Genomic DNA, 22,430 nt, shown 5'->3' with positions numbered 1-22,430 from the left:
CAAATGGGTTATGAAGTAGAGCTACGTGAGATAGTCCCAGCATAACTGTAACTTTATGGATATTAATGTTGCTTAGGAAACCTTTTCGGTCCAAGGGACTTTAGCGCTTTAATGTTAAATAGTTTATTTTCGTACAAACAGCCTCAAATGCAGGTTCTATGAAGGAGCGCTTATGGATTTGGTCGCAACATGCCGTTTGTTTTGCGAGAGTGGGGTTAGTATCTCGAATGTTATCATACAAGGTTTAATAGTTTTTTTGTAAATTTTAGTACGAAGAAGAAGGCCATGATCGATATCTATAGTAAAATAAAAATAGTATCGTGTGATTTTCGATGATTCGGAGGAAGGCGAAATGGCTGATATACGGCATGACTTCTTGGCTACAGAGGTTCCAATAGGTACGAAATTGCATATTCCCGAAAGCGTCCCCTCGAGTGTCTATCGTTCACGTTTATTCGAGAGGCTGGACGAGGGGCGCAAGGGCAAGCTTACGCTCATCTGCGCCCCGGCGGGATTCGGGAAGACGACATTGGTGAGCGATTGGATTCGCAGTTCGCGCGTGCAAGCAGCATGGATTTCATTGGATGAAGGGGACAATCAACCGATCCGCTTCTGGCGATACATGGCTGCTGCCTTCGAATCGGTCGATCGGGGGATTGCCGATAATGTGCTTCAAGCGTCTGCTCAACTCGCTTCCATGGATTTCGAACAGGCGATTCGCCTGTTTCTCAGCGATTTGCAACGGTTGTCGAAACCGATTACGGTTGTTCTCGATGATTTTCATGTCATCCGGGATCAGGGGATTGTCCAAGGACTGGCGTATTTGCTGGCTCATTTGCCGGACTCGGTCCATTTTTGCATCATGAGCCGTACAAATCCCGGGTTCGACTTGTCCCGGCTGGAAATCGACGGGAAGGCCACCTGTTTCACTTTGGAGGAGCTTCGGTTCAGTGAACGGGAAGGAACATTGTTTTACCGGAATTGTATGCGGTTGGAATGGGACGATGCGACGACTGCAGCGCTGGTGCGCAAAACGGAAGGTTGGATTGCCGGGCTGTCCGCACTTTCGTTTCGTGACAAGGAGGATGCCGTTGGGGAGGCGCTGCGCGAATTTTCCGGAGATTTGCGGCAGGTGGAACGTTACTTGCTGCAGGAGGTATTCCGGCATTTGAGCGAGCCGATGCGGCAATTTTTGATGAAATGCTCGATATTGTCCCGGTGGAACGCTCCGCTCTGCCAGGCGGTAACCGGTTGGGACAGCCGGCCTTACATCGAAGCGTTGGAGGATGGGCAACTATTCATCGTGCCGTTGGATGCGAAAGGAGATTGGTACCGATTTCACCATCTGTTCGCCGAATTTTTGCGCAAACAGCTGGAGAAGCATGATCCCGCATCCGTTCCCGAACTTTATTTGAGAGCGGGAGACTGCTGCAGAGAGCGGCAGCTGGACGAAGAAGCGATTGAATATTATTTGCTCGGACGGCATTACGACCAAGCGGTCGAGCTGCTTGAGGAGACGGCGGCAAACGTGGTGAACCGGGGGTGGTCCGTCCTGCGTGGGTGGCTCTCCTCGATCCCCAACGCAATCTTGCTGAAGCATCCGATGTTGTACTTCTCTTATGCGCTCTCGCTCAGCAACAGCGGGCAAGGGCATCTGGCGGAACGCAAGTTGCAGGAAGCGCAACGCTGGTACGAGGAAGCGTCCCCGGAATGGAGCGAGGCGGAGCGCAGCCGGTATTTGGGCTGGATACATTATGTAAGAGGCAACACGATGGTTTTTCTCCATCACGATCTGAACCGGGCCAGAGAGCATTTTCGGCTCTCAGAGTTTTACGCTCCACATGGAATCGCTCTGATCTACGGAAAGGAAGATGCGCCTCTGCAAGCGATCGACGTAAGATCATACGCCATCGAGAACGGACATGCGTCCCCGGAAGTGGCCACTCCCTATACGATGCAGATGGCCGACATTTTTCGAAAGGCGAACCCGTCTTTTTTAGGCAGACTTTATTCCCATCACGGCGAATTGAGGTATTTATGGAACGATTTGCAGCAATCGGAGCACTATGCGGGAAAGGCGCTGAAATGGATCGAGCAGCTTCCGGCGCGTTCGGAATTCGAACGGATTCCAAATTGTATTCTGCGGGCGCGGCTTAAGGCGGCCGAGGGGAAGAGCGAGGCGGCCAAAGATATACTGCACGCCGGCATCGATTGGATGAAGCGGATGAATATACGGCGGGGTATTCTGCTGCTGGAAACGGAACGAGCTCGGCTTGCCCTGATGGAAGGCGATGCGGCTATGGCGGCGGCTTGGATTGAACGTTACCAATTGTCCGCCTCGGATATGATATCCGTCTTTCAGCTTTATGAATACGAATTTCTCGCCAGGGCTCTGATTGCCCATGATCGGCTCGATGAAGCGGGAAGACTGCTGGAGCGGCTGCAGGGGCTGGCGGAAAGCGAGTTGCGCCCGATTGACGAGGCGGAGGTGCTGGCGATGCATTCGCTTCTGCTGAAGCGCCAAGGGTTTCAGGAACCGGCGCTGCTGAAGCTGGATCAGGCGCTTTCCAAGGCGGAGGCCAATGCGATAGTGCGGATATTTATAGACGAAGGTCCCGATATGTCCGGACTTCTCATCGAACTGATTGCAACGCGGCAGCAAGGGAAGCTTCGTGGACGATGGCTGTCTTCTTTGGAATTTGCGCGGAAAATATTGTCCGGTTTCGGCATCGATGAAACGTTCGCGGGAACGGAGACGCCGTTAGCCGCTCTCCTTACGCCAAGAGAGTTGGACGTCCTTCATTGCATGCGCGAAGATTTAAGCGCGAGACAAATCGCCGAACGGCTGCAAATCGGCTATGAAACCGTCAAGACGCATCGCTCGCGCATATACGGCAAGCTGGGAGTCGCCAGCCGGATGAAAGCGATCGAGCGAGCCAAGGAGCTCGGTTTACCTGAATAAGCGAAGTTTAGGGCTAGTCCAGACATCCCCCGATTGGGGGATTTTTTTCGTTATGTTCTGCTTTAAAATCGTATTGTTGCCATCTATTTCGATTGGGACAAGAAGAATAGGATCGCCGCTGTCCGCTCGTACCAATTGGCGGGTAAAGATCGTTGCTATTTTTTCAAGACTGGAGAGGGGAAAATGGATAGAAAAACAATGCGAAGAGCGCTTCATGCTGCCTTGTTGGCGGTCATGCTGACCGCCGTCCTGCAACCGTTTGTTTTCCAACCGGCATATGCGATTGCAGCACAGAATGGAGACGGCAGCCGGGCAGTGATGACAATCGCGGCGGGACAAAACCATTCGCTGGCGTTGAAGCCGGACGGCACGGTCGTCGCTTGGGGACAGAACGATTCCGGCCAGGCGAACGTTCCGGCGGGACTGAGCGGAGTGGTGTCGATCGCCGCGGGAATCAACCATTCGCTCGCGTTGAAATCGGACGGCACCGTCGTGGTTTGGGGAAACAATGAATTGGGTCAAACGAACGTTCCGGCGGATTTGAATGGGGTCGTATCGATCGCTGCGGGAAATAGCCATTCGCTGGTATTGAAGTCGGACGGCACGGTCGTCGCCTGGGGCAGTAACGGCTACTCGCAAACGGATGTGCCTTCCGATTTGAATGGAGTGGTATCGATCGCCGCAGGATGGGGCCATTCGCTGGCGTTAAAATCGGACGGCACCGTTGTGGCTTGGGGGAACAATGATTTCCGGCAATCGAGCGTTCCGCCCGGTTTGAATGGAGTCGTGGCCGTTGACGCGGGAATATACCATTCGCTCGCATTGAAATCGGACGGCACCGTCGTCTCTTGGGGAGCCGCGGCGACCGCGCCTTCCGGTCTGAATGGGGTGGTATCCGTCGCCACAGGATGGACCCACTCGCTCGCGTTGAAATCGGACGGGACCGTTATCGGATGGGGGAATAACGGTGCGGGTCAATCGAACGCGCCTGCGGCTCTGAACGGGGTCATATCGATTGCCGCAGGATCAGGCCATTCTTTGGCTTTGAAATCGGACGGGACTGTCGTCGCCTGGGGGGGCAACAGCGAAGGCCAGACGAATGTGCCTGCGGATTTGACCGCACCGGTCAAAGGGATCGCGGTTGCCGCGGGAGAGCATCATTCCTTGGCATTGAAATCCGACGGCACGGTCGTTGCTTGGGGATTGAACAGCCTCGGTCAGACGGACGTACCCGCGGGGTTGAACGGGGTCGTTTCGATCGCTGCGGGAGCGCATTTCTCGCTCGCGCTCGAAGCGGGCGGCACGATCGTGGCTTGGGGAGACAACCAATTCGGTCAGACCGACGTGCCGGCAGGGTTGAACGGAGTGACGGCGATCGCTGCGGGAAACAATCATTCGCTGGCGCTCAAGTCGGGAGGTACTGTAGTGGCCTGGGGGAAGAATGACCTCGGTCAAACGAACGTACCGGCAGGTCTGAACGGAGTAGTGGCGATCGCTGCGGGAAACGACCATTCGCTTGCCCTTAAAGCGGACGGCACGGTCGTTGCTTGGGGATGGAACAGCCTCGGTCAGACGAATGTACCGGCAGGATTGAACGGAGTGAAGTCGATCGGAGCGGGGGCGGACTATTCTCTGGCGCTGAAAACGGACGGTACCGTCATCGCTTGGGGGGGTAACGCCTATGGCCAAACGAGTGCCCCCCCAGGTCTAAACGGAGTCGCGGCGATCGCCGCGAGAAGTTTCCACTCGTTGGCGCTGAAAGCAGACGGCACACTCGTCGCCTGGGGATATAATGACGCCGGGCAGAATGAAATACCGTCCGATTTGGACCAAGTGGCGGCGATCGCTACGGGCACGTATCACACTCTGGCACTGAAATCGGACGGAAGCGTCGCCGCTTGGGGGAATGTTGCTTTTGGCAAGACGTACGTACCGGAAAGCGATTTGCGCGATATACAGATGCAAGACAACGAAGGAACGGAATTGCCCTTCATTTTTAACCCGAATGGAACAGAATATATCGTAGCTGTCGACGGTTCGGCAACCGAAGTGCGCATACAAGCCGGCTTGGATCGGCCGGAGTATGCGGATGTTTATACGGGCGGCAAAAAACAATTATCCGCCTCGGAGGGAATAGTCATACCGCTCACCGGAGATTCAACCGTCATTCCGGTGCGAGTATCTCCCTATTTACGAGCCGATAAAACCTATACTATTACCGTGATCAGGGCGCCGGAAATTACATTCGACCCCGATGGCGGCGAAGAATGGAAGCAAACCGCTGTGACAAAGGTATCCGTTGAACATCCGGGAAATTTCGCTTTAAACTACGCATGGTCGGCAACCGATCAGATACCGGGGGCACAAGCGGAGTGGAAGACGTTTCACAGCGGCGAAACATTGAGTATGGCGGAAGGCGAGGGCGACTGGTACTTGCATATACGCGCGGTCCATTCGGAAGCGGGAACCGTCGACAAGCGGACTGAGCGGTTCCGGCTGGATTATACGCCTCCTCAAGTAACGGTGCGAATGACGCTTGAAGACGGATCCCCATACGCCGATGGGATGTGGATCAACCAAGCCGTTCATGTGACTGCGGAAGCAAGCGACGCACTGAGCGGATTGGCTTCCTTGCAAGTATCGTCGGATGGCGGTCAAACATGGCAAGAGGATATATCCGGGAGCGGGATCATCATCCGGTCGGACGGCGTCCATCATCTGCAGTTCCGGGCGATCGACCGGGCGGGGAACGAAAAGGTGGAACGACGAACGGTCAAGATCAGCGCGAACGGACTTGCGATGACAACAGTGTTGCAGCAAGCCGACGGGACGCCATACATAAGCGGGGAGTGGACTCGCGAACCGGTAATCGCCAATTTAGAGGCTTATAACTCAGATGGAGCGGCCGTTACATCCGTGACCTATTCATTCGATTTCGGTGTAACATGGAACACGTATACAGAGCCTGTATTCTTTACCGCCGATGGACAATACGATGTATGGTTTCAAGCGGAAGATGAAGCGGATAACCGCTTGACGGAGAAGGTCAGCATTCGATTGGATCAAGCGGCCCCTCATGCGGACTTTTCTCCGGACGGAAATGATACGTTGTCGTCTGCCGCCTCTACGATCGTTACGGTGAATGATGCCGGTGCCGGCGTGGACGAATCTTCCTTGCGCTATATATGGTCAGCAAGCGAAGCAACTTCGGAAGAAGAGGAAGAATGGAAGCTTTTTCGCAGCGGCGATACGTTGACCATGACCAATGCCGAAGGGAGATGGTACTTGCATATTCGCGCCTCCGACCGGGCAGGCAATCGGATCGAAACGCACTCCCGTCCGTTTCGGTTAGACAATCCCGCCAATCATAACGCCCGGTTAAGCAAGCTTCTTATAGACGGAACGCCTGTGCAAGGGTTTGACCCGAACGTCGCCGTTTATACGGTTTATGTCGGAAATACAACATCGAGCGTTACGATATCGCCTATGGCAGAAGTTCAAACGGCTGCGGTAAGCATGCGTATCAACGATGGAGAGTATGCGGCTGTGCCCGGCGGAACAGGCAAGAGCCTGGCGTTGCGCCAGGGGATGAATGTCGCAGAGATCCAAGTGCTGGCTCGAGACGGAGTGACGCAGAACAAATACATCTTGAATATTATTAGAGCGGAGCCCCCAAGTTATGGCGGCGGAAGCGGCGGAGTCTATCATGCCGCTCAACCCGCCAAGTCGGGCGACGCCGGCTTAAGCGGGCTGATACTATCCCATGGTCGACTGGCTCCAGAGTTTTCGCCCAATATACTGCAATATACCGTTCGGGTAGAAAATCAGATCGATCGTCTCACCGTCAAAGCAATGCCGGCGCATTCCAAAGCAACGATCCAATTGAATGGGACAACGACGGATGGGGGCAAAGAAAGCGATCCGATTATGTTGCATGTTGGCGATAATCGGATTGAAATCGCGGTCACTGCGGAGGATGGCACGAAGAAAACTTATGTTGTCACCGTTATCCGAACTGACCCGGAGAAACCGGGTTGTCATCCGGAGAGTCATCGATTGGCCGATCTTGTCGGCCACTGGGCGGATTCAACCATGCGGAAGGCGGCATGCGCCGGCATGGTGAAAGGTTATCCCGACGGTTCGTTCAAACCCGACCAGCCCGTCACACGCGCGGAATTTACCTTGATGCTGATGGATGCGTTGACGCAGCAAGGGCGGATTGCGGAATTAGGAGTAGGGGCACCAAGCAATCCAGGTTCATTCAAGGATCAGGAGAAAATTGGCGCTTGGGCGCAACAAGAGATCGCCCAAGCGGTCGCGAGCGGCATCGTCCAAGGGTACGATGATGGCACGTTTCGGCCGGACGCGCCGATCATCCGTGCGGAAATGGCGTCGATGATCGCCAGAGCGCTTCAGTTCACCGTTGAGACCGACGCATTAACCGGTTTCGCGGATGATCATGTAATTCCAGAGTGGGCGAAAGGTGCGGCGGAAGCATTGAGACAGATCGGCATAGTAGAAGGACGCGGCGGCAACAAATTCGTTCCGGACGGCATGGCCACACGTGCGGAAGCGGTGGTCATGCTATGGCGTATGGTTGATCGGGAATGACATATTGAGGAAATTCGATATGAATGAACGAGCAAGGGATCGTCGAGCAGTTGGAGCAGAAGGAATACAAGCGGAGAGGCGGGGCCGGCTAGCGGCAACGAATCTAACAACGCGGTGCGTTCTTGGAACGCGGACCGCGTTGTTTTTTTACAGATATTTACTTCTATACCGGATATGCCGAAGATATAAATAGACAACGAATATCGGGGAAAACCCATATGGAGGGCTATTTCATGAGCAATAGAGGTATATTTGAAAATAGATCCCGATCGTTACTTGGATTACAATGAAGAAATTTCGAAGAGATATAAAAGAACAGATGAGGAATTTCAACTCTCTCTTTTAAGAGGGATAAATAACAAATTTGATTTAATGACTAGATTTCATAAGCGAAATCTGGTTGCCGAGAATATAACCGTTTATTGTTATTGGGGCGAATCTTTGCTGGGAAAAACAAATTTTACTCGTGACAAGGATGAATATAAAATGGTCGAGCCTTATCCTGATCTTTCACTGTTAGGGGAGGATAACAAATGGTATTTGAAATATGATGTGAATGGGAAGGAAGAAAGAGTATTTCTCAAGGAACGCCAAGGACGTGATTTCGGGATTCGATGGGATGAAATGGGACCATGACAAGAACAACGCGGTCAACGAATTCAAACTAACTGCGAAATTCAGACTGTTGAGAAACCCGAACGCGCCTTGCTCTATGATTGGGAACGATAGTGCCTTCCTAAGCACTAGCGTTGCATTAAATCTTCTGGCTGGGATGCGGTACCATGGAAATATAACGGATTTCCGAGGTCTTATTTTTTGAATTCCAGTCGAATATTGGAATTAACGGATTTTCGAACCGTTAACATGTCGCGATCGGGTGAGAATCCTTGGTTTTGTGAAGTTTCGACAAAAATAGAGCCCTCAAAATCCGCTAACTCCGCCAAAATTGCGTTATTGGATCAAATAAGGCCTCCAAAATCCGTTAACCTTGTTCATCCCTATCGCAATCATCGGCTTGAAACGCAGTAAAACATTCGGTGCAACGCTAGTGCCTTCTTAAGCCCCATTTGTTCGCTAATTCTTCCGGATTTCGCCGTACCCTAAAACCACACCAATCGCGGAAAATAAGGAATTTCGAGTCCCCAATAGGGCATTTTGATAATCAATCTGCTTCACAACGATTTTCACAGACACGCCATATCTCAACAGTCTGATAATTGCATTTACATGGCCGCCAAACCGGAGAGCCGCCCCCCAATGTATCTGGATTTCTGCGTTCGTAGCGGCAAATCTCCGGCAACCAACGGAAAGAATGCGGGCAGCCCCGGCACCTCAACGGGTCCGTAACGGCAGCCAGGCGAGCACATCTTTTATTTTAGCGTCCCAATAGCCCCAATCGTGATTGCCGGGGCCTTCTTCGTAGGTCAGCGCCAAGCTCGTGCGCCGGCAGGCGTCGCGGAAAGCCGCGTTGTCCTCGTAGAGGAAATCCTCCGTACCGCAGCATTGATACAGCATCGGCTTCGGACCGTCCGCCCGGTCGAGCCGGTCAAGAAGGCACAGCAAATCGTTGTCTGTTCCTGTTACTTTTTCCTCGCCGAATATTAGCTTGAACGGACGCCGGAGCGCGTACTCGTCGCCGTCCGGCGCCGCATCCGCCCGGCGGGCGACATGCAGCACCCCGGACAGGCTGGCTGCCGCCGCGAACGCATCTGGCCGCCGCAGCGCCCATTTGAAGGCGCCGTATCCGCCCATGGACAAGCCTGCGACGAAGTTGTCCTCCCGCGCGGCGGACAAGGGGAAGAACGAGCGGGCGATCTGCGGCAGCTCTTCGCTTAGAAACGTCCAGTACTTCTTGCCGTAAGCCATATCGGTATAGAAGCTGTGATCGACTTGCGGCATCACGACAGCCAAGCCCAGCGGCGCCGCATAGCGTTCGATCGACGTCCGCCGCAGCCAGATCGTATGGTCGTCGCTATACCCGTGCAGCAAATACAATGTCGGATGAAGCTCTCCGAATTGGGTGTTCGTCATGCCGATTTGCGTTGCCGTCCGCTGCGGCAAAATCACGGTCATCGCCGTGCTCAAGCCTAATACTTCCGAGTAAAAACGGCAATCGATCAAAGCCATTCAATCAAGCTCCTTTGCGCATCGAATTTTGGGCCAGGTACGACTTATTGGCATACCCGGACTACATCATTATATCAAGCTACAACTTTTTCAACACCTCGAAAATTCTCAGTTCGTTCACCGTTTTCACGACGTCGGCGGCGCTGCTCATATGAAACTTTTTCAAGATGCTGCTAATTTGTTTTTTCACCGTTTCATATTCCACGATTCGTTCCTCCGCGATTTGCCTTCTCGTCTTGTACTCGCATAATAGCTTAAGCACTTGCAATTCGCTTGGCGTCAGTTCGGAAATAATGCGGATGATGTAAAGCAGACTGTTCTCCGTCTTCTTGATCCGCGCGAATTCTTCGCGAATTTTATGGGCGATCATCGGACGGATCGGGGAACGATCGGCGTATGCGAGCCGGATCGCTTCCGTAATTTCTTCCTTCGGCGCCGATTTCAGCACATAATCGATAATCCCCGTCTGAAACGCGGCGAAAATAATATTGTCGTCCTTATGTACGGTGACGACGATAATTTTCATCTCGGGGAATTGCTCGTTGATTCGTTTGGCGGCTTGAACGCCTGCCAGCTTGTCCTCCATTTCAATGTCCATCAGCACGATATCGGGCTGCAGTTTCTCCGCCACGGCGACAGCCTCCTCGCCCGATTCGGCCGACCCGACGCATGTCATGTCCGCACAATCGGCGATCATCCTCTCCAGCCTGCGGCGATGCGCTTCCATGTCGTCGACGACAACGATGCGTATATTGCGCTCCATATCGAATATTCCACCTCCTAGAATCCTTGCGATCAAACGAGGGGCAAATAAATTTTGAAGGTCGTTCCTTGTCCCGGCTCGCTTTCGGCCGTTATTTTGCCGTCATGTCCTTCCACGATTTTATGACAGAACGAAAGTCCGATTCCCCAGTTCGTTACCGAAGATTTCGTCGTGAAAAACGGCGAAAAAATCAATTCCAACTGTTCCGCCGGTATGCCCGGACCGTTGTCGGCGATCGATATCGTTCCCCACCCGTTTTGCCGTTTCGTTTCGACCGTAATTTGCAGCCTTTGTTTGTCCTCCGCCGCTTCGGCCGCATTCGTGAAGATGTTGTAAACGACTTCTCCCATATGCTTCTCGTCCAGGTAGGCGAGCGCGCTCTCGGCTTCCGAACGGTAGAAGATGCGGATATGTTCGTGCTCCGCTCGCATTCTCGCCATGGCAGGACCGATCGGGGCGCTTAAAGAGAGCGGCTGCAAATTCAATTCGATCGATCCTAATTGGCGGGCGGCGAAATCGATGCTGTCCAGCGCTTGGCCGACCGAATCGTCGATCAGTTTGAGACTGTATGTCGTCTCCCCATCGCCGGAATGCTTGTCCTTGAGATATTCCGTTTCCGCGCGGACGGCCAGCAAATGGTTTTTCAACGCGTGCGTAAAGGCGCGGGTGCCCAGCGACGCGGTATCGATGCTTTTGTTGATTTGCATGCTGTGGTTTTTATGATACGCTTCGATCGAATTGTACCGGTATATGATATAAGCCAGCAGCGCGAGCGCCATAAAGACGACGTACGGAAAGATTGACAAAATTAACGGGTACGCTCCGATCGGCGGCTGCAAATAATTATAAAACCCTCGCAAAAAGGTTGCCCGCACTAAATTTTTCGGCGCCCACGGAAACAGCATGCTGTGCACGACGGCCACGAAAACCAAAATATAGATATGGTATAGGGCGTAATTTTTCAAAAAACGAATTTTAGGATAGGTCAAGTAATCATGGATCATTAATGCGAACGTTAGCAGGATATAGATATATTTCATGTATTGAAACACGTTGTTCGCGGCGTTCACGGCGGAATTGGACCAGGCGGCGGCATGCTCCGGCAGACCCCCGATCGCATTCTGCATCCAGACGTTGACGGCCGGATCGTAGAAAACGATTTGCGCCAACGAAATGACGGTAATGACTGGATATATCGCTTTGTTGTTCCACTTCTTCCGGGTGCCCGCAAAGGATACCGCAAAGCACAGCAACGAATAATGAAACAGGATGACCCCGCCGTTCAACAGCCGGATCAGCAGATCCGTATTAAAATTGGTTAGTACGAGATAGTTCCACGTTCCGGGGCTAAAGTTGAAAATAGAATTGATTATGTTGTGATAATAATTGAATTTGCTTAAATATAAAATGAGACAGAAAAAAGAGACGGTCCAACCGACGATGATGCCGTACATGAAACGGATCGATTGATTGTTCAATCTCCGATAGGTGAATAACAGCGAGAAAATAAGAAATATAAGCGCCAAGTAGATCATCGGATGTCCCTGCCTTTAGAAGGTGGACGAGCGGAGCGGGAGGGGGTATAAAACTTTCACCTTCTTCCCGGCGTGCGCCACCATTATAATAAACACAGGAAAAAGAAAGCGTATACAAATCATACTGAACTTCAGGGGGAATGTAAATGAAAAAAATATGGTCTGCGATGATCGCTGCTGTTCTGTTGATCGGACTCCTGTCGGCCTGCGGCTCCGGCTCGAATTCCGCTTCCGGCGGAAACGGCGAGCCCGGATCGGGCGAACAGACGGCGCAAACCGGCGGCGAAAAAGTAACGTTGAAAATGACGGTGCTGCCGGACGATCTGGAAACGTTCAAATTGGCGTACGAAAGTTTCAAGCAAGAAAACCCGAACATTGAAGTGGAATTCGACACGATCCCGCAAAAGCAATATTACGAAAAACTGCGGCTGCAGCTTTCTTCCGGCGAACCGATCGACTTGTTCGGGGGCAATATGGATGTCTTTCTCGACACGGGAATTGTCGAGCCGTTGGACGATTTGATCAAGAACCATAACGTCGACGTGTCCGGCTTCGGTCCGCTGTACGACGAAATGAAGGTAGGCGGCAAAACGTACAGTTTGCCGTACCGCAAATCGAACTGGATTCTGTATTACAATAAAACGTTGTTCGATCAACTGAATGTCCCGTATCCGAAAGACGATATGACATGGGACGAGTTCCGCGAACTGGCCAAACAAGTAACGAAAGGCGAAGGGGCGGATAAAATATACGGCGCGTTCCTGCATCCTTGGGCGCAAACATGGTATATGCAAGCCGTTCAAACCGGCGCCTCCATCATCGATAAAGATCTGACTCCGTTCAAGGATGCGCTCCAATTCCGGATGGATATGGAGAAGGACGGTTCAATCATGCCTTGGAGCGAACAAATAACGACTTCCGCTCATTATAACGCCGCATTCCAGAAAGGCAACGTCGCCATGAACCTGATCGGCGATTGGCATGTGGCCCAGCTACGAACGGCGGAAGAGGAGAAGAAGATCGATTTCGATTGGGATATCGTCCCGGTTCCGCATCCCGAAGGGGTGCCTGCCAACACCAGTATGGCGACGCCCGTGTCGATTATGATCAACAAAGATTCGAAACATAAAGAAGAAGCTTTTAAAGTGCTCGAATATATGACGGGAGCGAAGGGAGCGGCCATCTTCGCAGCCAAAGGATTCCTCACCGGCTATTCCAACGATGAGATCAAGAAAGCGTACGTCGGCGACGGAAGCAAAAAACCGGCCAATATTCATTATTTGGTGGAGCAAAGGGAATATCCCGAATATCCGCTGTTACCCGGCGTGAAAAGCGCCGTTGTCGGAGCGATCTACTTGCAGGAAGGCGAAGTAGCGTTAACCGGCGGACAAACGGCGGAGCAGGCGATCCAAAAAATCGCCGAGCGCGTGCAAAAGGAATGGGCCGACAATTACAACGAATACGCAAACGCCAACCAATAAATCGAACGCCAACAAGATAGGAAACGTATCGAACTTCACTTCCGCGGTGAAGTTCGATACGTCAGAGGAGGGAAACGGCATTGAAGCATACATCCAGTAAAGCGTCCAGCGCATATGTGAGAAGAAACAGGCTCGTCGGTTACGGCTTCCTGCTGCCGAATTTGATCGGTTTTGCCGTCTTTATTTTATTTCCGGTATTAGCGTCCTTTTTCATGAGTTTCACGGATTGGAACGGTTTCGGACAGATGAAATTTACGGGATTCGCCAATTACATCCGCTTGTGGTCGGACGAGACGTTTCGCATTTCGTTTGTGAACAGCTTGATCATGACGTTCGTCACCGTTCCGGTCACGCTGTTCCTGGCCATTCTTGCGGCCGTAGCTCTGAACAAGGGCGTTAAAGGGTTAAAACTGTTCCGTACGGCCATGTTTCTCCCGCATATTACGGCCACGATCGCCGTCGCTGTCATTTGGCAGCTGCTGTTCAATCCGACGATGGGGCCGATCAACAGCTTTCTGCGCGCCGTCGGGATCGACCAGCCGCCGGGATGGTTCGCTTCCGCCGATTGGGCGCTCGTTTCCGTCATTATCGTCAATATTTGGCATTCGGTCGGGTATTATATGGTTTTGTATTTAGCCGGACTCCAAGGCATTCCAAGCGACTTGTACGAAGCGGCGGAAATTGACGGCGCGGGCAAAGCGTCCCAATTTCGCAACATTACGCTGCCCATGCTGTCGCCGGTCATTTTTTTCACGGTCATTATCGGCATTATCAATTCCTTTAAAGTATTCGATATGGTATTCGTCTTGACGCAGGGCGGCCCGGGCCGCGCGACGCATGTGCTCGTATTCGACATTTACAATACGGCATTCCAACGCTATCAATACGGATACGCTTCGGCAATGGCCTATGTTCTGTTCATTCTGATCTTGATCATCACATGGATCCAATTTCGAGGCCAGAAAAAATGGGTGAATTATTAACGGATAGAAACAGGAGGGTTCGAGATGCAGACGACCGTTAAAGCGGAAATTCCCCGCGCGTACCGCAAATCGTTGAAACGAAGCGTGAAGTTGTCCAAGGCGTTGCTCTATGCCGTGTTGATTGTGGTGTCGTTGTCCATGATACTGCCGTTTCTGTGGATGATCTCCGCATCGTTCAAATCGGAAGGGGAAATCTTCGGCTTCCCGATTCAATGGATTCCGAGCACATTCTATTGGTCCAACTATGAGAAGGTGTGGACGAAGCTGCCGTTCGGCACCTATTACATGAATACGGTGAAAATATCGGTCATTACGACATTGATTCAAATTTTCACCTGTTCCATGGCGGCGTATGCGTTCGGAAAGGTCAAGTTTCCGGAGCGGGACAAATTATTTTTCGTATATGTCGCGACGATGATGATTCCGTACCAAGTCATGATGATCCCGCAATTTATGCTAATGAAAGAAATCGGATTGGTGAATTCGCATTGGGCGCTAATTTTGCTCGGCGCTTTCAGCCCTTTCGGCGTGTTTCTGTTCCGCCAGTTCTATATGACGATTCCGGAAGAACTGTCGGAGGCGGCGCGGATCGACGGTCTGGGCGAATTCGGAATCTATTGGCGCATCATTCTGCCGCTTACCCGTCCGGCGATCGCCAGTCTCGTCATTTTCACTTTCATGCATTCGTGGAACGATTTCCTCGCTCCGCTTATTTATTTGAACTCCGATAAGCTGTTTACATTGCAGCTCGGCATGCAGCATTTCCAGTCCGAGCACAGCACCGAATACGGTCCGTTGATGGCCGCCGCGGTGTCTGCCGTGATCCCGACGATTATTCTGTACTTTCTTGCGCAAGATCAATTCGTGAAGGGCATTACCGCGGGCGCGGTCAAAGGTTGAAGGCCGGCTGGGTCGGCCGAATCAACCTTAATTCAATCACTGCGGGATGAACGTGTGTTGGCATACCGTGCCATCCGCGTATTTTGTTCAACAGGAGGGAGATTGTCGATGAGCGCAGAGCGACCGAATTTAATCTATATTTTTGCCGATCAATGGCGCCGGCAGGCTGTCGGCTACCGCAACGAGGACCCGGTCATTACGCCCCATATGGACGAGTTCGCCCGCAACAATCTGGTATTCGACCATGCGATCAGCTGCACGCCGCTTTGTTCCCCGCATCGGGCGGCGCTGCTGACAGGGCGTTATCCCCAATCGACCGGCGTCTATACGAACTGCAAAATAGGAGCCGACGTCATGCTAAGCCCGGACGAAACCGCGATCGGGGATGTGTTGAAGGAGGCCGGGTACGACACCGGTTATATCGGCAAATGGCATCTTGACTTGCCGGAGATGAACTTGTCCGAGGCGTCGGAATCGGGCGCGCGGGATTGGGATGCCTATACGCCGCCGGGACCGAAGCGGCACGGCTTCGATTTCTGGTATTCCTACGGCGCGGACGACCATCATTTGACGCCGCATTATTGGCGGGACGATCCGCGGATGATCGAGGTCGATCAATGGTCCGCGGAACACGAAACCGACGTTGCGCTCGAATATATGCGAAACCGGAATCAAGACAAGCCGTTTGCGCTCTTCCTTTCCTGGAACCCGCCGCATAGCCCGTTCGAGCTCGTACCGGACAAGTACAAGAAATGGTACGAGGGGCGGGAGCTGCCTTTTTATCCGAATGTGCGGTTCGAAAGGCTGCAAGCTCATACCGGCGAACCCGTAGCGGGAGGGAAAGAGAATCTCGAACGGTACATGCGCGATTACTATGCCGCGATTACAGGCTTGGACGAACAGTTTGGACGAATTCTTGCCGGTTTGCGGGATATGGGATTGGAGGACGACACCATCGTCGTTTTGTCGGCCGATCATGGGGAACTGCTGGGAGCGCACGGCTTGATGGCCAAGCATGCGTGGTACGAGGAATCGATTGGCATCCCGTGCCTGATGCGATGGCCGCACCGCATACCGCAAGGCCGCACCGACATCCTTTTCAACAGCGTGGATATTATGCCGACATTGCTGGGGCTCATGAGCTTGCCGATTCCAGCAAAGGTAGAGGGCCGCGATTATTCGGGCGATTTGCTCGGGCGAACGCGATCGGAAGTTTCCTCCGCCTTTATCTCCGCTTTTCCCGGACGCAAGGAAGCGATCGAGGCATTCGCCCGTTGCGGCCTGGATAACAGGCGATACGGTTGGAGAGGCGTTCGAACGCTGCGCCATACGTATGTCGTTCATCGCGGATATGCCCCGAACGAGCCGTTGCGGCGCTATTTGTACGACAATGTCGAGGATCCGTTCCAAATGAATCCGGTCTGCCTCGATTCATGCGCGGATCATCCGTTGGCGCGGGAATTGGAGGAAGAGTTGAGAGGGTGGCTGAGCAAGACGAACGACCTTTTTGCAATCGATTGATTGGGGGAGATCTATGATATGAATAAGAAGAGGAATGCGTTGATTGCCGGCATGCTTATTATTGCATTATTGATAAGCGTCTTTCCGCCCCATACGGCGGAAGCGAAAATAGCGGAGGGACAGACGTTCGCGAAGGTTACGTTCGACAATTATCCTGCGGAGCCTTCCTCTTCCGCACCCGCCGCGGAGATCGGGGGCACTTGGGGAGTGTATAACTATAACGTTACGGGCGACGTCTATGGCCATTATTTGCAAGGGGAGACGGTAGAACCGCGCACCGACCGCAGCTTAAAGATGGTTTCCGGCTTGAGCGGCCAGACGATGTATATCGCCAAAAATAATATGGGGCTGAACGGCATCGTCGTGCTGGAAGCAAGCGTCCGGTTCAACGATACGCTCCATGACCGGCAGGCATTCCAATTGAAAAGCTTGAGCGGCAAATTTGCCAATATGGTCGTGTTCGGCGGCAACGGACGGGCGAAGTTGTTAGGGGGAACGATGTTCGATTACGAACCGCATAGTTGGTATTTCATTCGAATCGTTATCGACAACCCCGGCCGGACGGCGGATATTTATGTGAACGAAGAATTGAAAGAGGCGGGCGTTCCCGTCGATGCCGCCTGGGACAAGCTGAATAACGTCAAGTTCCAGCAAACCGGCACGGAAAGCGCCGTCGGTGAAATGTGGATTGACGATATTAGAATATACGAGCAATTGGAGCAAATCGATCCCGTAGAGAATATCGCCTTGCCTTCCGCCGCGAAGGTGGCCGAAGGAGACACGGTTTCATTGCGGCCTAGATCGATTGCCGTTCCTCCGGACAATGCCGGCTTTGCCTGGTCGTCAAGCGATCCGGACATCGCTTCGGTGGACGAGAACGGAATCGTCTACGGCCGCCGGAGCGGGCAAGCGACGATTACAACGGTTTGGGATCACGGGGAGCAATCGGCGCATACGGAAATAACCGTATTCCGGGACGAGTCGGCGGAATGGGACGATTATCGGCGGCTGCGCCAGAAATGGACGGTCATTTTGCTTAACGGGGTCCCGTATACGGGAAGCGATCCCGAAACGGCCCGTCTGACGAAGGAGAAAATCGAATCTGTCAACCGGGAAGCGGTCCAGTGGTGGGAATCCATGAACGTGTACGAACAACGTAGTACATTGTGGGATGACGCTCGGATTCCCGCCGATTTGAAGACGTCGGATTTTCTTGCCCAATGGTCGAACCGGTTAAGAACGATGGCGACCGCTTATGCCATGCAAGGCGGCGTATTATACCATAACGCCGTCTTGTGGGACGATATGATAGCGGCGCTCGACTGGATGCATGACAACGTGTACCGCGATTCCGGAGAAATATACGGCAACTGGTGGAACTGGGAAATCGGCGCTCCGCTCAGGCTGGCGGACATGTACATTTTGCTGGCCGACGAGCTTGACGCCGAACGAATCGGGAAGTATGCCCGTTCGATCCATCATTATATCGGAGACGTTACCTCCCCGTCATTCCGTCATGTAGGCGCGAACCGCTCCGACATATTGCTGATCGAGCTGCTCCTGGGGCTCGTGGAACGCAACGGCAAGCGCTTATCCGACGTACGCGAGCAAATGAGTCCGTTATTCGAGTACGTGACAAGCGGCGACGGCTTCTACGAGGACGGTTCCTTCATTCAACATAAGACGATCGCTTACACGGGCAGTTACGGCGAGGTGCTCATTCGCGGCGTCGGCAATTTGCTGTATTTGTTGAACGACTCCCCATGGGAGATTGTCGACCCGAATGCAGACAATGTGTATCGCTGGATATACGAATCATTCGCTCCGATTATTTATAAGGGCGAAGTGATGGACATGGTTCGCGGCCGGGCGATTGCCCGCGATTTTCTGGACGGATATAAAGCCGCATCGGGCATGATGTCCGGCATCGTGCAACTGGCCCGAATCGCGCCCGATCATCATGCGCAACGACTGAAAGGATTGGTCAAGTACTGGATTGCGAGCAATCCCGGCATTCACGATGTCAATCGCATATTCGACAATACGGAGCAGATCGAAACGGTCAAAGGCTGGCTGGCCGATTCCACCGTCGTGCCGCAGGGCGATGAGCCGGGGCATTTCGAGCTGAACGCGATGAATCGAAGCGTGCATAAGGGAGAGGGTTACGCCTTCGGGGTCAGCAAAAGCTCGAAGCGCATCTGGACCTACGAACTGACGAACGGAGAAAACCGCAAGGGCTGGTATACCGGCGACGGTATGACGTATTTGTATAATGGAGACGCGATGCATTACAGCGACGATTTTTGGTCGACCGTCGACTACTATCGATTGCCCGGCGTTACCTTGAATACGCGCGAACGCGATTCAAGCCAATATCAGTACGGGGACGGCGAAGGGGCTCCCGCCAACAACTGGGCGGGGGGCGTTACACTGGACAAATATGGAACTTCCGGCATGAACTTGCGGCAGATCGGAACGACGCTGACGGCGAACAAATCGTGGTTTATGTTCGACGATGAAATTGTCGCGCTCGGTTCGGGCATTACAAGCGAGGATCGGGAAAATATCGAAACGATCGTGGAGCAGCGCAAACTTTCCGCCGAGGGAACGAACGTTGTGACGGTTGACGGCGTTCCGCAACCGGTTGCGCCCGGCCGGAGCGACGGCCAAGCGGCAAACTGGGCGCATTTGGCGGGCCATATGCCGAATTCGGACATTGGATATTACTTTCCCGAGCGGCAGACGCTGCATATGTTGCGCGAACGGCGCAGCGGAACATGGTTCGATATTAACCGCAACGAGAACGGGGATGCGGGAGGGCCTCAAGACGTTAGAACGCGCGATTACATGACGATGTGGTTCGATCACGGGGTTCGTCCCCGCAATCAAACATACAGTTATGTCTTGTTGCCCAACAAGACGGCGGAAGAAACGGAGCGGTACGCCGCCAATCCGGATATCGAGATCGTGGCGAATACGGCGGATGTCCATGCCGTGCGCGAACGAAAGCTCGGTTTGACGGGCGTGAATTTCTGGAGCGCTGCCGGCGGTAAAGCCGATTTTGCGGCAAGCAACCGTCAAGCGTCCTTAATGATCGGGGAGCATGACGACGATACCCTCGCGGTCGCGGTTGCCGATCCCACGTTGGAGAATACGGGCGTCATCGAAATCGAATTGGATCGATCCGCCGCGGGCGTTGTAAGCGCCGATCCGGAAATCTTCGTGACGCAATTGTCTCCGACGATTCGATTTCAGGCGAATGTAAACGGCTCGCTCGGACGGTCGTTCAACGCCGTGTTCGATCTCGATCCGGACAAGCCGCGTCCGGAACCGGAGCGGCCGTTGCCGGAGCCGGGGAACGAGCCCGAACCGTTGCCGGATCCGCCGCCGATCGCATATATATACGATCATTTCGACGATCAGACGGAAGGGAATATTCCTGAAGGGTGGAAAGCGTCGATCGCCCCGGATACGACCGCAAGCCTTCAGCAACCGGCCGGGCGGGACGGGTTGTATTTCCGCCTGCTGGACCGGAACGCGAGCGGCGGTTCCGTTTCCGCCGAGCGCAATTTCGAGCCGCAATCCGGCAAGCTCGAAGTGGAATGGAAGTTCGCCGAACCTGAAGGCGCGGCATCCTCCACGTTCGAATTGCTGGACGGAAACAACGTTGCCGTGCAACTGGTCAGCGACGAAGAGGGACTGCAATGGGTCGGCCCGGACGGATGCAAACATCCGATTCGCGCACTGGCCCCCGCAACATGGTACAAGGTGAAATTAAGGCTGGATCCGGCCCGCGGTTCGTTCGATGTATACGTTGACAACGAATTGGCTGCGACAGACGCGCAATTCAGGAACGGGACCAATTCGATCGGCGCGATTCGTTTCGCGACGACCCCCGCGGCGAGCAGGGCCTCCTTATACGTCGACGATGTCATTGTATATGTAACCGGTGCGAAATCCTTTGTCTACGAGACGTTTAACGGATACGAGACCGGAACCAAACCGGCAAGTTGGACGATTGCCGAGCAAACCGACGCGACGGTAGCGATCGCGGACGAACCGTCGGCAGCGAACCGAAGCTTGCTGCTCGACGATAATAACGCCAAATTCAGCGCGAAAGCGAGCAAATCTTTCCCTTCGCAGAACGACCGCATTGTTGCCGAGTGGAAATTCAAGGAGGGGACGAGCGGCAAATGGCCGGTGTTCGAACTGACGAACGGCAAAGATCCGGTCATCACACTCAAGTCGAACGGACAGTACTTGAAATATATCGATCCGGACGGCGGAATCGTCGATTTGATCAAATTTGCCCATAATGTGTGGTATTCCGTCAAACTGGATGCGAATATTGCGGAGAATACGTTCGATCTTTATTTGGACGGTGCGCTGCTGGAGCGTTCTTTGCCTTTTACGCAACCGTCCGCTGCGATCGACGGGATTGCCTTTACTACGAGCTATGGCGCCGTGAATGCGCCGCTATATATTGACGATGTCAAGATTTACGGATTCGAGCGGCAGGTCGAGCGTATAACGGTGGTCCCGTCGAACGCGAACCTGCGCGTGGGAGATACATTAGCGCTGAAGGCGGAGGCTGATCCCGCGGATGCGGTCAACGCGCAGTACGTCTGGGAATCGCTTCAACCCGCAATCGCAAATGTCGACGATCAAGGATTGGTAACCGCTCTTGCGCCCGGAACCGCAAAAATCATTGTACGGACAGAGGATCGGCGCGAACGCGCCGAGAGCGTCATTACGGTTACGGGCAATGAGAAACCGGGGGATGGCGGCGGCAACGGAGAAGGCGGCAGCGGCGGAGGAAGCGGCGGCAATAGCCGGAATGACGATAAACCGGACAACATGTCTGCCAATATCGACCAACAGGCCGGGAAGAGTGAAGAGGACGAAGACGGTAACGCCGATAGCGGAGAGCGCGGAACAGACAATTCCGGAGAAGAGGAGTCGGCAACGAAGGGCGATCAAGATGCGGCAATTCGCGATATCGCCGGCCATTGGGCGGAAGAGACGATTCGCAGAAGCATTGAAGCGGGGTGGATGAACGGCTATCCGGACGGAAGCTTTCGCCCCGATCGGGCGATGACCCGCGCGGAATTTGCCGTTTTGATCGTACGCGTTCTTGGTCTTGCGCCTCGATCCGGACCGGCATTCGCCGACCTGAACGGGCACTGGTCCGCGGAACTCGTAGGAACGGCGGCGGCGCACGGCATCGTTAACGGCGTATCGGATACGTCGTTCGCGCCGGACGAGCCGGTTACGCGGGAACAAATGGCGTTAATGGCGTTCAGAGCGTTTCCGATCGAATCGGCGTCCGGCATGAGGCCGTTCCAAGATAGCGGACAAATTGCGGAATGGGCAGGCGAGGCGGTCGCTTCTTTGACTGCGGCAGACGTGCTGCAAGGTTTTGAAGATGGTACCTTCCGGCCGAAACGGCGTGGTACAAGAGCGGAAGCGGTCGTCCTGACGGAACGGATCTTCAAGGCAGTGCCGGCCGGATCGTAACGGCCTGTGCGACATCAAATCAGAAACTAT

General features: G+C 53.5%; 11 protein-coding genes. 8 read left to right on the top strand and 3 right to left on the bottom strand.

The window, feature by feature from the left end; all coding sequences use genetic code 11:
- The first annotated feature begins 352 nt into the window (after positions 1-352).
- From KQI79_RS09430 to KQI79_RS09420, 3 genes are all read left to right on the top strand, one after another.
- Positions 353-2,962 carry a winged helix-turn-helix domain-containing protein gene (locus KQI79_RS09430; protein ID WP_216537976.1) on the top strand — a complete coding sequence of 870 codons (2,610 nt, stop codon included), beginning with the start codon at positions 353-355 and terminating at the stop codon, positions 2,960-2,962.
- 183 nt (positions 2,963-3,145) lie between these two features.
- Positions 3,146-7,573: an RCC1 domain-containing protein gene (locus KQI79_RS09425; RefSeq protein WP_216537975.1), complete on the top strand. Its 4,428-nt coding sequence runs from the start codon at positions 3,146-3,148 to the stop codon at positions 7,571-7,573.
- Positions 7,574-7,825: 252 nt separating this feature from the next.
- Positions 7,826-8,209, top strand: coding sequence for a hypothetical protein (locus KQI79_RS09420; RefSeq protein WP_216537974.1), 384 nt, complete (start codon positions 7,826-7,828; stop codon positions 8,207-8,209).
- Positions 8,210-8,905: 696 nt separating this feature from the next.
- Here the strand turns inward: KQI79_RS09420 and KQI79_RS09415 are convergent.
- The 3 genes from KQI79_RS09415 to KQI79_RS09405 all read right to left on the bottom strand — a co-directional run bounded on the left by KQI79_RS09415 (position 8,906) and on the right by KQI79_RS09405 (position 11,998).
- Positions 8,906-9,700, bottom strand: a complete 795-nt coding sequence (locus KQI79_RS09415) for an alpha/beta hydrolase (protein WP_216537973.1) — start codon at positions 9,698-9,700, stop codon at positions 8,906-8,908.
- A 79-nt stretch (positions 9,701-9,779) separates the two neighbouring features.
- Positions 9,780-10,463 carry a response regulator transcription factor gene (locus KQI79_RS09410; protein ID WP_216537972.1) on the bottom strand — a complete coding sequence of 228 codons (684 nt, stop codon included), beginning with the start codon at positions 10,461-10,463 and terminating at the stop codon, positions 9,780-9,782.
- A gap of 32 nt (positions 10,464-10,495) precedes the next feature.
- A complete protein-coding gene (locus KQI79_RS09405; protein ID WP_216537971.1) occupies positions 10,496-11,998 on the bottom strand; it encodes a sensor histidine kinase in 1,503 nt (500 codons plus the stop codon).
- Positions 11,999-12,144: 146 nt separating this feature from the next.
- Between KQI79_RS09405 and KQI79_RS09400 the strand changes: the two genes are divergently transcribed.
- The 5 genes from KQI79_RS09400 to KQI79_RS09380 all read left to right on the top strand — a co-directional run bounded on the left by KQI79_RS09400 (position 12,145) and on the right by KQI79_RS09380 (position 22,400).
- Positions 12,145-13,479, top strand: a complete 1,335-nt coding sequence (locus KQI79_RS09400) for an ABC transporter substrate-binding protein (RefSeq protein ID WP_253298040.1) — start codon at positions 12,145-12,147, stop codon at positions 13,477-13,479.
- Positions 13,480-13,559: 80 nt separating this feature from the next.
- Positions 13,560-14,462: a carbohydrate ABC transporter permease gene (locus KQI79_RS09395; protein ID WP_216537970.1), complete on the top strand. Its 903-nt coding sequence runs from the start codon at positions 13,560-13,562 to the stop codon at positions 14,460-14,462.
- Between the two features lie 24 nt (positions 14,463-14,486).
- Positions 14,487-15,362: a carbohydrate ABC transporter permease gene (locus tag KQI79_RS09390; RefSeq protein WP_216537969.1), complete on the top strand. Its 876-nt coding sequence runs from the start codon at positions 14,487-14,489 to the stop codon at positions 15,360-15,362.
- Between the two features lie 108 nt (positions 15,363-15,470).
- Positions 15,471-16,883 (top strand): sulfatase family protein, encoded by a 1,413-nt coding sequence (locus KQI79_RS09385; RefSeq protein WP_216537968.1) that lies wholly within the window; start codon positions 15,471-15,473, stop codon positions 16,881-16,883.
- Positions 16,884-16,901: 18 nt separating this feature from the next.
- Positions 16,902-22,400, top strand: coding sequence for a polysaccharide lyase family 8 super-sandwich domain-containing protein (locus tag KQI79_RS09380; RefSeq protein WP_216537967.1), 5,499 nt, complete (start codon positions 16,902-16,904; stop codon positions 22,398-22,400).
- Positions 22,401-22,430 lie beyond the last annotated feature (30 nt).

This window comes from Paenibacillus sp. MSJ-34 (assembly GCF_018918005.1).
Lineage (GTDB): Bacteria > Bacillota > Bacilli > Paenibacillales > Paenibacillaceae > MSJ-34.
This window is presented reverse-complemented; position numbering and strand designations above follow the sequence as displayed.